The sequence below is a fragment of the Streptomyces sp. NBC_00286 genome, assembly GCF_036173125.1.
Lineage (GTDB): Bacteria > Actinomycetota > Actinomycetes > Streptomycetales > Streptomycetaceae > Streptomyces.
Genome location: NZ_CP108054.1, coordinates 9,575,187 through 9,587,191, shown reverse-complemented (window position 1 = coordinate 9,587,191; position 12,005 = coordinate 9,575,187). Strand labels below are relative to the sequence as shown.

The following is a 12,005-nucleotide window of genomic DNA, read 5'->3' as shown; positions in this document are numbered from 1 at the left end:
GTGACGCACCATGTCCGAGACACCCAGGCCGACCGGGGCTCCCGCCCATCAGAACGTGACCTTCCCGAGTGCCGGGACCACCGCGCACGGCTATCTGGCGCTGCCCCCGTCGGGTCAGGGCCCGGGCGTGATCGTCATCCAGGAGTGGTGGGGCCTGACCGACCACATAGCGGATGTCGCCGACCGGCTGGCGGCGGAGGGTTTCGTGGCGCTCGCTCCCGACCTGTACGGCGGGAATGTCGCGCACGACAGCGGCGAGGCCCTGCGCATGATGCAGGACCTGCCGGTCTCCCGCGGCGTCGAGCTGCTCTCCGGCGCGGTCGACCATCTGCTCTCGCTCGACGCGGTCACCTCGGACTCCGTCGGCTCGGTCGGCTTCTGCATGGGCGGCGGCTTCGTCCTCTACCAGGCCGCCGTCGACCCGCGCGTGAGCGCTGCGGTTCCCTTCTACGGCGTCATCCGCGGCGAACTCCCCGACTTCTCGGGCCTCAAAGCCGAGGTCCTCGGCCACTATGGCGAACGCGACGCCGCCATCCCGGCCGAGAGCCTCGACACCCTCCGCGAGACGATCCGGCAGCAGTCCGGCATCACCCCCGACCTCCGCGTCTACCCCGCCGACCACGCCTTCTTCAACGACGGCCGCCCCGAGGTCTACGACCCCGAGTCGGCAGCCCTGGCCTGGAGCAGTACCGTCGAGTTCCTGCACGCCCGGCTGGGCTGAAGTCCCTTAATACGTATACGAGTTCAAGGTGGCCACCGCCGACGCAGGCGAGCCGAGGTCGTAGCGGTCCACCGCGAGGAAGTTGGGCTTCTTGCGGGCGGCCGGCTGGCAGAACCGCTGGGCGCGGTCGGTGAGTTTGGTGTTGTCGGTTGTTGCCGTGCCCGCGATCGGTACGTCGCGGAAGTGGTTCATGACGAAGAGCGGGCGGAAGGGCGGCGCCGTGCGGGTCAGCGGGATGTTGGTGTTGGCGTCGTACCAGCGGCTGTGGCAGGACCAGTCGGAGCTACCGAGGCCGGATCCCATGGTCCAGTAGTTCTCGACGGTCCACTCACGCTGGTACATCACGCCGAAGCTGTCCCGGGTGAGGCCTGCGGCCTGGTCGGCGGAGCGGCTGTGGTCGCTGAAGATGAGCAGGCGGTCGTTGTCGGCGATCAGGTCCGCCATCCGCGGCCAGCCGTTGGTGCGTACGCCGGTCTGGTCCGGGCGGTAGAGGACGTCGGACAGGCCGTTCACGCGGGCCAGTTCACCGCGCAGGACGCCAGGATCGACGTAGTCCTCGAGGAACACGGTGATGAACTGACTCGGGTTCTGCTTCAGGAAGTCCACCATGCGCTGCAGGTCGACCCACAGCGCGACCGGGCTGCCGACGAGCGTGCAACTGTTGTGGCACAGGATCGCGCCGTCCGGCGTCTGGTGGATGTCCAGCATGAACCCGCGTACGCCGTCGGTGAGTTGCTGGTTGATGCCGCGGGTCTGGTTCGGCACGAGGTTCACGAAGGGCGGGGCGAAGCCGCCGTCGACACCGTTCGCGTACGCGTTGTGCGAGGTGAGGAACGTGACCTGGTCCAGGGTGCGTTGGTCGGGCGGCGGCATGGGAGCGGTCGGTGAGGTCACCGGGGTGAGGTACCAGTTGGCCAGTCCGCCCGCCGGGCCCACGGCAAGCTGGGCGGGGTAGTTGGCCCCGGAGGGCTTGGCACCGACCGTCAAGTAGCGCTCGGCGCCGGGGACTTTGAGCCGGTACTGGTCGGCTCCGTTCGGTCTCACCTCCCAGGGGGCGTCGGCGCTCGCGCAGCCGACGGTACGGGCCTGATCGCCCGAGCGGCCCAGACAACTGCCCGCCGTATCCGTGCTCTCCAGCACATACGAGGCACCGCTGGGCCGGAGCGTCCACTGCTGCCGGTCCTCGTTGCCCTTGGGGTTGCGCTGGACGACCGCTCCCCCGCTGTCGGCCGCGTTCAGCCCCGTGGTCGCGCTCTGGACGTAGTACGCGCCGACGCCCGGGACTTCGGCGGCGGGGGCGGACGAGGGGGCGACGAAGACGGTGGCCAGCGCCGCGCCCGCGGTGGTGGCGGCGAGCAGGGGGCGACGGTTCCGGAGCATGGGGGGGTCCTTTCCGCTGCACGAGGGTGCGGCCGCATACCGATCAATTCCGGTACACGGCCGCACAGTTGGCGATCGGCGACGCCAACGCTGGTGATCCTCGTGGTTCGGGCCGACATAGTGCCGTATCCGGTCGGCCGGTGCTAGAGCCTCAGCGCGTCCTGACCGTGAGACGCAGCGTGGAGCCGGCCGCGCCGGTCCGCACGGAGACCCGGCCCGCGGGTACGTCGGAGTCGATCTGCGGATAGTCGTCGCTGGAAACGCGCAGCGTCAGCCGGTGGCCGGCGGCGAGCCGGTAGTGCACCGGCCAGATGTGCACACCGAGTGCGTACGTGGTTCCCGGCTTCACCGGGGACAGCCGGGTGTGCGTGTGGCGGTGGCTCGCCTTGAGCCAGCCCTCCGTGATCCGGGTGCTGGTGCCGTCGGGCGCCTGGTCGTACATCACGGCCGCGATGTTGCCGTCGGCGGCGGTGAACGAGGCGCGGATGTCGGCCAGAGCGTCTCCCGCGAGCACCAGGTCGTGGCGCAACGGGGCTGTGCTGAAGCGCAGTTGCTGATGCTCCGCCGGGGGTGCGGTGCCGGTGTTGACGTCGAATGCCGCCACGCGGGGGGCTGCCGCTCCAGGGTGCAGTGTTCCGTTCCGTCCGAGTCGGAGAGTGAGCTCCCGGGCGTCGCGCGGTGGCCACTGCTCGAACTGCTGCCAGCCCTTGCCCGCTCCGGGACCGGGCACTTCGTAGGAAGTGACGTGGGTGGCCGGCAGCGGCGCGCGTCGGTCGCGGGCCAGCCAGTGGTCCCACCAGGCGAGATAGGCGCCACTGCCGATCCCCGCGTACTGACCTTCGGGCGCGCCGTGCTCCCAGGGCCCGGACACCATCCAGACGTTGTGCGGGCGGGCCCGGTAGTTCTTCACCATGCCGTCGCGGTAGCGGTCGTACCAGCCGTTGATCTCGAGCGTGGGGACGGTGAGGTTCTCCCAGCGGGACATCACGCTGCGGCCCCGCCAGTAGTCGTCGTAGAGGGGGTGCTCGGCGTAGGTGCGGAGCGTGCCGGGGGCCACCGTCTGCTGCCATTCGCGGATGCGCGGGGAGTAGATGCCGCCTCGGTAGATGGTGTTCTCGTACCAGTCATGGATGCCGTTGACCGGGATGACTGCCTTCAGGTGGGGCGGTCGGTTCACGGCAGCCAGGAGCGTGGTGTGGCCGCCGTAGCTCACGCCCATCTGGCCGATGCGCCCGGTGGAGGCGGGGTGACGGGCGAGCCACTCGATGACGTCGAAGTTGTCGCGCTGCTCCTGAGGACTGAACGCGTCGACGGTGCCCGGCGATTCGCCCGATCCCCGAACCTGACAGACGAGGGCGTTGTAGCCACGGCGCACGAAGTAGGCGGCGCCTTCGCCGAAGGCCTCGGCGCTCTCCGCGTACGCCGTGTACTCGTACACGATGCCGGGGAAGGTGCCGACCGCGGGCCGTCCGGCGGAGGTTCCCGGCCGGTACAACTGGCCTACCAGGTAACTGCCGTCGCGCAGGGGCACCTTGACGTCCTCGCGTACGACCTCGTACTGGGCGGGGCGGTCGTAGGCGAAGAAGGGGTCGGGCGGGAGTCCGGGCCCGCTCGCGGCGCCTGCCGGTGAGGGCAGTACGGCGGCCAGGGGCACCGTGAGGCCCAGGGAGCACAGGGTTCGCCGGGACAGCCACCGATTGTCTCGCTGTGGGTTCATGCGCACGCGCTCCTTGGCACCGGGTCCAAAGGGGGGTCAGAGGGAGAAGGCGCCGGTGATGAGCGCGCCGACGGTCATGACCAGGGTGGTGGCGAAGGCCCAGCGGAAGATGAAGCGCTGGTGCTCGCCAAGTTGTACGCCGCTCATGCCGACGAGGATGAAGGTGGAGGCGGTGAGCGGGCTGAGCGGGAACCCTGTCGTCATCTGGCCGAGGATGGCGGCCCGGGCGACCTCGGCCGGCGGCACACCGAAGCCGTCGGCGGTCTCGCCGAGGACCGGGAGTACCCCGAAGTAGTAGGCGTCCGGGGTGAAGACCAGGCTCAGCGGCATGGACGTGACGGCCACCAGGACGGGCAGATGCCCACCGAGCCCGTCCGGGATGACGTTCACGAGCGACTCGGCCATCGAGTCGATCATCTTTGTGCCGGTGAGGACACCGGTCAGCACACCGGCCGCGAAGATCATCGTCGTGACCAGGACCACGCTCTTGGCGTGCTTGTCCAGCAGAGCCTGCTGCCGCTCCCACGTGGGGTGGTTGACCAGCATGGCGATGGCGAAGCCGAGCACGAACAGCACGGGGAGCGGCATCACTTCGAGGATCAGGCTCACGAGGAGAGCGATGGTCAGCACCAGGTTGAACACGGTCAGCCAGGGCCGGGCGGGCGCCGGTACACGGACGGTTCCCGGCCCGTCCCCCGTGCCCACCGCAGGACGCGCGTCCGCTTCCGTACGGCCCTCGACGCCGCCCTCCGTGGGGTCGGCGGGGTCCTTCGCGTCGAGCTGACCGAGGCGGCGACGCTCCCGACGGCCGATCAGATACGAGGCCACCAGCACCCACGCGATACCGAACCCCATCGCGGGCAGAACCGGCGTGAAGACCTCCGAACTCTCCAGCTTCAGCGCCGCCATGGCCCGTACGGTCGGACCGCCCCAGGGAATCATGTTCATGACTCCCGCGCCCAGGCAGACGACTCCGGACAGCACCAGCGGGCTCATGCCGAGCCGCTTGTAGACGGGCAGTAGGGCGGAGACGGTGATGAGGAACGTCGACGCTCCGTCACCGTCCAGCGCCACGCACATCGTGAGTACGGCCGTGCCGACCGTGATGCGCAGCGGGTCGCCCCCCGCCACCCGCAGGATGCCGCCGATCAACGGATCGAAGAGGCCCGCGTCCACCATCAGGCTGAAGTACAGGACGGCGAAGGCGATCATGATGCCTGTGGGGGCCACCGTGGTCAGCCCCTCCAGGATCAGATCGCCCAACTCGCCACCGAAGCCGCCGGCCAGTGCCGCAAGCACCGGGAGCAGAACCAGGGCGACCAGGACCGAGACGCGCTTGGTCATGGTCAGCAACAAGAAGAGGCCGATCGTGGTGAAGCCCAGGGCTGCCAGCATGGAGTCGGCTCGCTTTCTCGGAGTACGGCTCCTGGCGGCGGGAAAACGAGGGCCTGGAGCATCGGTCTGTCGCGGGAGAGTTTCCGAGCGGCAACAGATCGGTGTCCAGCATCGAACCGGGATCAACTCATGCGATCTCCGCATCAATTGCGGAGGCAACCGCCTATCCTCCGGCCATGGATGCCACCTTGCGCCAACTCGCGGCCTACGCGGCCGTCGCCCGGGCGTCGAGCTTCACCGCCGCCGCCGCACAGATGCACGTATCGCAGTCGTCGCTCAGCCGTGCCGTGGCGGATCTTGAGCGACTGCTCGGCGCGCAGTTGCTCGAACGCGACACGCGCAACGTGCAGTTGACCGCCGCGGGCGTCGAGGCCCTGCGCATAGCCGAGCAGATCGTGAACGCGCATCAAGCCGGCATGAAGGAACTACGACGCTTCCTGCTGGGCGAGTCGGGAACGGTAGCGGTGGCCACCCTGCCGTCCGTAGCCGCCGTGCTGCTGCCGCAGGTGATCTCCCAATTCCGCACGCAGCACCCGCAGGTGGCCGTACGCATCCTCGACGGCCTGGAGCGCTCGGTACTGGACCGGGTCCTGACCGGCGACGCGGACTTCGCGATCACCACGGTGGGCAGACCGTCGGACCAACTTGAGCAACGCCCGCTGGTACACGACCGTTTCGTGGCGGTACTCCCGCCACACCACCCACTCACCGAGCACCCCGAGGTCACCTGGGAAGACCTGGCCCGCGAACCCTTCCTCGCGGTGGGCCGCGACTCAAGCGTCCGAAGACTCACCGACGCAGCCTTCGCCCAGGTAGACGCCCACGCGGAACCGGCGGCAGAGGCAGGCAGCATCGCCACGGTAGGCGGCCTGGTAGCAGCAGGCCTGGGAGTGTCGGCCCTTCCGGCCCTGGTCCTGCCCCTAACAGGCACAGCCCAGGTAACCTGCCGCCCCCTCATCGCCCCCGTGATCGACCGCCGCCTGGACATAGCCCTACGAGCCCGCCGAACCCTCCCAAGAGCGGCCCATCACCTCCTGGAAACCCTGGACGCACTACGAGCCCAGGGCCACGAGTTGCCGGACGGGGTCGTATGGTCGGAGTAGCGCGCCCCATAAGGGACGCGGTCCTGTATCAACTTGCGGCTCCCCTACGGGCCCCGTAAGGGGCGCGGGGAACTGCGCGACCAGCCACAACGAACCCGCACCCGGGTACGAACCCGATCAGGGGGTCTGGGGCGCAGCCCCAGGAACGGGACGGGACGGGAAGGGGCGGCGGGGGCGAAAACAACCCCCATTCATGCACAACCCGCATGGATTGATCGGCTTCCTTTGCTGGACAAGCATTTCTCCGCTTCGGCACGCTGATTCCCCGAGACCCAACAAGGGAGAGCGGATGACCGGCGGACAGGGCCAACTACGAGGGCTGAAGGTCGTAGAGTTCGCCCACGTGGTAGCCGGCCCCCTGGCCGGCTCGATGCTCGCCGACCAGGGCGCAGACGTCGTACACGTAGAACCCCCCGGCACCGGCGACGCCGCCCGAGCAATGGGCCCCCAACGAGACGGCACCCCCCTGTGGTTCAAGGTCGCCGCCCGCAACAAGCGCTCGGTGACCCTGGACCTGCACCACGAGGCGGGCCGCTCAGTCGCCCACCGCCTGATCGCCTGGGCAGACGTCATCATCGTCACCCTGCGCGCAGGCCGCCTACGCACCTGGGAACTGGACTGGGAGTCCGTACACCGCATCAACCCCAAAGCAGTACTGCTCCAGATCTCCGGCTTCGGAGCAACCTCCTCGCAGGCCGACGCCCCAGGCTTCGGCAAGATGGGCGAGGCCCGCAGCGGCGTCGTACACCTGACTGGCTTCCCCGACGGCCCACCCGTCCACACCGGCTTCTCCCACGGCGACGCCGTGACCGGCCTGATGGGGGCATACGCCGTACTCGCCGCCCTCCACCGCAGGGACCACGACCCCGACTTCGACGGCGAATGGATCGACCTCGCCCTCTTCGAGCCACTGTTCCGGCTCGTCGAATGGCAGGTCATCGTGCACGACCAACTGGGAGAGGTACCCGAACGCGCCGGCAACCAGCTGGCGGTCGCCCCCGCCGCGGTGATCAACACCTACCGTTCCCGAGACGACGAGTGGATCACCGTGACCTCCGCGACGCCACGCTCGGTGCGCAATGTGGCCCGACTGCTCGGGCTGCCCGAGGAGGAGTTCGCCACGACGCGCCAACAGCACGCGCGGCGCGGCGAGTTGGACGAGGGACTGCGCACCTGGATGGCGGAGCACTCGACCGCCGAGTGCCTGGAGGAGTTCGCCCGCAACGAGGTGGTGGCCTCACGGGTGTTCAGCGCCGCGGACATCGCCGACGACCCCGTGTACGCGGAACGCGGCGACATCGTCACCGTCGACGATCCCGACCTGGGCCCCGTACGGATGCAGGCGGTCATCCCGCACTTCCGCCAGGCCCCGGGGCGGGTCTGGCGCACCGGGCCCGCCCTGGGCCAGGACAACCACCTCGTCTACCGCGAGTGGCTCGGCCTCGACGAGAAGGAACTCAGCGACCTTGAGAAGCAAGGTGTCGTGTAAGCCGGGAGGCTGGGTGTCGTACGAGCCGGGACACCCAGGAGGCAGGGTGTCGTACAGCCCGGAAGCGCGGCCGCCGGACCGGCCCCCGCTGCGCTCCCTGCTCTTCGTCCCGGCGAACCGGACGGAATGGCTGCCCAAGGCACGGGCAGCCGGTGCCGATGCCGCGATCCTCGACCTGGAGGACGCGGTGCCGCAGGAGGCCAAGACCGGCGCCCGTGCCGGGGTGGTGGAGGCCATCGAACAGGCCGCCGCGGAGCCGAGCGGCAGCACCGCGCTGTTCGTCCGGATCAACCCGCTCGACGGCTGGACGGGCGCCGAGGAGCTCCGCGCGGTCGCACGCCCTGGCCTGTCCGGCATCGTCCTGCCCAAGGTGACCGGCACCGAGGACGTACGGCTGGCCGACCGTCTGCTCACCTGGTGCGAGGACGAACAGGGCCTGCCTCAGGGCCAGTTGACGCTCGTACCCCTACTGGAGACGGCCCGAGCCCTGCGCGAGGCTCACGACATCGCCGCGGCCGCCCCGCGAGTCGCCTACCCGGGTGCCCTCACCGCACCCGGAGGCGACGTAGAACGCGCCGTCGGCTACCGCTGGACCCCGGAAGGAGCCGAAACCCTCGCACTCCGCTCCCGCGTCCTGCTGGACGTCCGGGCGGCGGGATCCCCCCACCCGGTCACCGGCCTCTGGACCCGCCTCGCGGACCTGGACGGCCTACGCGCCTTCGCCGAACAGAACCGCTCGCTCGGATACGAGGGCATGATGGCCATCCACCCCTCCCACGTCCCCGTGATCAACGACGTCTTCTCCCCCGGCCCCGAGGAACTCGCCCGCTGCGCCCGCCTCATCGCCGCTGTGGAACAGGCCCAGGCACGCGGTCAGGGCGCGGTCTCCTTCGAGGGCCAGATGGTGGACGAGGCCATGGCCGCGACGGCACGGCTGGTGCTGGAGCGGCACAGCTCGGACGGGACGGCCACACCCTGACGCTGTTCAGTGCCCCTTGCACTGAGTTAGCGTGAACCGCTCCACACTCACCGCCCGCGAGCGTGCCGGAGGGACGACCGGATGGCCCCTGAACTGCGAAGCGCACAGTGGTACGCGGGAACGGGCCGCAACGCCTACATCCACCGGGCATGGATGCGGCGCGGCCTTCCCCGGGACGCCTTCTCCGGCAGGCCGCACATCGCCATCGCCAACACCGCGTCGGACCTGACCCCCTGCAACGCCCATCTCGGCGAGGTCGCGAAGTCCGTACGGGACGGTGTGCACGAATCCGGCGGCATTCCCCTGGAGTTGCCGGTGGTCTCGCTCGGCGAGACCCAGATGCGGCCCACCGCCATGCTCTGGCGGAACATGGCCGCGATGGCGGCGGAGGAGATGTTCCGCGCCAACCCGATCGACGGGGTCGTACTCCTCGGGGGGTGCGACAAGACGATCCCCGCGCTGCTCATGGCTGCCGCATCCGTGGGCCTGCCCGCGGTCGTCGTCCCCGGCGGCCCGATGCTCACCGGCACCTTCCGCGGCAAGCCGCTCGGCTGCGGGACGGACGTCTGGCGGCTGAGCGAGGAGGTCCGCGCGGGGACGCTGTCGCAGGAGGACTTCGCCCGTTCCGAGTCGTCCATGATCCGTAGCCGGGGGCACTGCAACACGATGGGTACGGCGTCGACGATGGCCGTCGTCGCGGAGGCGCTCGGCATGACGCGGCCCGGGCTCGCCGGAACGCCCGCACCCGACAGCCGACTGCTCGAAGCCGCTTACGAGACAGGGCAGTTGGCCGCCGAGCTGGTGGCCGAGCAGCGGACACCCGCCGACGTCATGACGGCCGCTTCCTTCCACAACGCGATCGTCGCGCTCGCGGCGACCGGCGGGTCCACCAATGCCGTCGTACACCTGCTGGCCATCGCCGGCCGGCTCGGCGTACCGCTGAGCCTGGACGACTTCGACCGGATCGGATCCCATGTCCCGCTCCTGGTCAACCTGTTGCCGGCGGGCACCCACCTCATGGACGACTTCCACCGCGCGGGCGGACTCCTCGCGGTGCTCCGCGAAGTACGCGACCTGCTCGACCCCACGGCGATCACCGTCACCGGCCGGCCCCTCGTCGACTTCCTTGACGACGCGGAGAGTTGGGACCGGGAAGTGATCCGCCCGCGCGAGACGCCGCTGCAACCGGACGCGGGCATCGCCGTGCTGCGCGGCAACCTGGCCCCGAGCGGAGCCATCATCAAGCCCGCCGCCGCCTCGCCCGGACTGCTCCAACACCGGGGCAGGGCGGTGGTGTTCGACCACATCGAGGACTTCCACGCCCGCGTCGACGACCCAGAGCTGCCGGTCGACGCGGACTCCGTACTCGTACTGCGCGGCTGCGGCCCCAAGGGCTACCCCGGCATGCCCGAGGTGTCGAACATGCCCCTGCCGCGCAAGCTGCTGGAGCAGGGCGTACGCGATATGGTGCGGATCTGCGACGGCCGGATGAGCGGCACGGCGTACGGAACGGTTGTCCTACACGTCGCCCCGGAAGCCGCCGCCGACGGCCCGCTGGCGCTGGTACGCGACGGCGACTGGATCACTCTCGACGTTCCCGCACGCACCCTCACCCTCGAGGTCGACGACGCCGAACTGGCCCTGCGTACGCCCAACAAGAAGACCCTGGACGGCTTCGCGAACCCCCGACGCGGCTGGGAGCGCCTGTACGTGGACCATGTGACCCAGGCGGACACCGGCGCCGACCTCGACTTCCTGACCGGTTCTTCCGGGTCGGCCGTGAGCCGTGAATCGCATTAATCCAGGCGATGTATCCCAACTGCGCTGTTAGCGTGGCCTCTTGACTGAGGAGGCGGACACAGCAGTTGACATCGACCACGTTTCGCATCGGCGGGGATCTGGACGTACGACGGCTCGGTTTCGGGGCCATGCACTTGCCGACCGAGCCCGCCCCGGATCGTGAAGCATCCGTCGCGGTCGCCCGGCGGGCCGTCGAGCTGGGCATCACCCTGATCGACACGGCCCATATGTACGGCGCAGGAGCCAACGAGGAGCTGCTCGCCGAGGCCCTGCACCCCTACCCGCCAGAGCTGCTCATCACCACCAAAGTGGGCGTCTGGCGATCCGTCGAGACGGGCGAGTGGGGGCTCGACGCGAGGCCCTCCGTACTGCGCACCCAGGTCGACGACGCCCTGCGCCGGCTGCGCGTCGAGCGGATCGAGCTGCTCCAGCTGCACCGCATCGACCCGGAGACGCCCCTGGCCGACCAGCTCGGCACGCTGCGGGAACTCCAGACCGAGGGCAAGATCGGCCACCTCGGGCTGTCCGAGGTCACCGTCGCCGAACTCGAAGAGTCACGGAAGATCATCGAGGTCGTGAGCGTGCAGAACCGCTACAACGTGCTCGACCGCGAGCACGGGCCGGTGCTCGCGGCTTGCGAGGCGGCGGGGATCGCGTTCCTGCCGTGGCGGCCCGTCGCATGGGGTTCGTCGGGCGAGCGGGCCGAGATCTCCGCTGTGGCGAACGAGCTCGACGCCAGCCCTACGCAGGTGACGCTCGCGTGGCTGCTCGGCCACTCGCCGGTCATCCTGCCGATCCCCGGCACCGCCAAGATCGACCACCTCGAGGAGAACCTCGCGGCGGAACACGTCCAGCTGACCTCATCCCAACGCGACCGCCTCGACCAGCTGGCCAAGCAGGCAACGGCGTAGGCCCAAGGCAGCCAAGCCGCGGCTGGGGCCGTGGCTAGGAAGGGGCTCCTCCGAAGCCGATCTCGTTGCCGTCGGGGTCGCGGTACAGCGCCTTGCGCACGCCGTTGGAGTAGGTCTCGCGCTTCACGGGCTCGATGCCGCGCTCGGCGATCTGCGCAACGCGGTCGTCGAAGTCATCGACGAAGATCGTCTGAATGCCGTGCCCTGCGTGCTCGGCATTCTGCTCGATGGCCACAAACCGGCTCTCGGCCAGCTCCCACACGGCTTCCGTCTCGGATGCGACGTAGGTCGGCTCCCCCAGCAGCCGCGCGTACCAGTCCTTCGCGGCCTCGTAATCGCGGACGTACATTCCGGCGAAAAGGTCGAGTGACATCCGGTCATGCTAAGGGCCGGTCGAGTGCCCGGCGACACGAGCCCGGTCTGATGGGCGAGAGTCTCTTGATCACAGCCGCGCTGCCCTCCTTCTTCACCCGGCGCTGCCCATCCTCGGTACAGCCGGCCGACTGCGCG

10 protein-coding genes are annotated in these 12,005 nt (G+C 69.6%); 6 read left to right on the top strand and 4 right to left on the bottom strand.

All coding sequences use genetic code 11. From position 1 onward, the window contains the following. The first annotated feature begins 10 nt into the window (after positions 1-10). Positions 11-721, top strand: coding sequence for a dienelactone hydrolase family protein (locus OHT21_RS43265; protein ID WP_328773715.1), 711 nt, complete (start codon positions 11-13; stop codon positions 719-721). A 6-nt stretch (positions 722-727) separates the two neighbouring features. Here OHT21_RS43265 and OHT21_RS43260 read toward each other — a convergent pair whose 3' ends face one another. From OHT21_RS43260 to OHT21_RS43250, 3 genes are all read right to left on the bottom strand, one after another. Next, the gene (locus OHT21_RS43260) at positions 728-2,101 is read right to left on the bottom strand and encodes a PI-PLC domain-containing protein (RefSeq protein ID WP_328773714.1); all 1,374 of its coding nucleotides are present in this window, start codon (positions 2,099-2,101) and stop codon (positions 728-730) included. Between the two features lie 151 nt (positions 2,102-2,252). Further along, a complete protein-coding gene (locus OHT21_RS43255; RefSeq protein ID WP_328773713.1) occupies positions 2,253-3,818 on the bottom strand; it encodes a CocE/NonD family hydrolase in 1,566 nt (521 codons plus the stop codon). Between the two features lie 36 nt (positions 3,819-3,854). Further along, positions 3,855-5,213 (bottom strand): CitMHS family transporter, encoded by a 1,359-nt coding sequence (locus OHT21_RS43250; RefSeq protein ID WP_328773712.1) that lies wholly within the window; start codon positions 5,211-5,213, stop codon positions 3,855-3,857. Between the two features lie 176 nt (positions 5,214-5,389). Here OHT21_RS43250 and OHT21_RS43245 point away from each other — a divergent pair, with 176 nt between their 5' ends. The 5 genes from OHT21_RS43245 to OHT21_RS43225 all read left to right on the top strand — a co-directional run bounded on the left by OHT21_RS43245 (position 5,390) and on the right by OHT21_RS43225 (position 11,495). Then, positions 5,390-6,316: a LysR family transcriptional regulator gene (locus OHT21_RS43245; protein ID WP_328773711.1), complete on the top strand. Its 927-nt coding sequence runs from the start codon at positions 5,390-5,392 to the stop codon at positions 6,314-6,316. A gap of 289 nt (positions 6,317-6,605) precedes the next feature. Next, positions 6,606-7,805 carry a CaiB/BaiF CoA transferase family protein gene (locus OHT21_RS43240; RefSeq protein ID WP_328773710.1) on the top strand — a complete coding sequence of 400 codons (1,200 nt, stop codon included), beginning with the start codon at positions 6,606-6,608 and terminating at the stop codon, positions 7,803-7,805. Positions 7,806-7,851: 46 nt separating this feature from the next. Further along, positions 7,852-8,784: an HpcH/HpaI aldolase/citrate lyase family protein gene (locus tag OHT21_RS43235; RefSeq protein ID WP_328773709.1), complete on the top strand. Its 933-nt coding sequence runs from the start codon at positions 7,852-7,854 to the stop codon at positions 8,782-8,784. An 81-nt stretch (positions 8,785-8,865) separates the two neighbouring features. Next, the gene (locus OHT21_RS43230; protein WP_328773708.1) at positions 8,866-10,584 is read left to right on the top strand and encodes an IlvD/Edd family dehydratase; all 1,719 of its coding nucleotides are present in this window, start codon (positions 8,866-8,868) and stop codon (positions 10,582-10,584) included. 65 nt (positions 10,585-10,649) lie between these two features. Continuing rightward, complete coding sequence (locus OHT21_RS43225; protein WP_328773707.1) at positions 10,650-11,495, top strand: aldo/keto reductase; 846 nt, start codon at positions 10,650-10,652, stop codon at positions 11,493-11,495. 34 nt (positions 11,496-11,529) lie between these two features. On the opposite strand, the gene OHT21_RS43220 is transcribed toward OHT21_RS43225, so the two are convergent. Continuing rightward, positions 11,530-11,868, bottom strand: a complete 339-nt coding sequence (locus tag OHT21_RS43220; RefSeq protein ID WP_328773706.1) for a VOC family protein — start codon at positions 11,866-11,868, stop codon at positions 11,530-11,532. Positions 11,869-12,005: the final 137 nt, after the last annotated feature.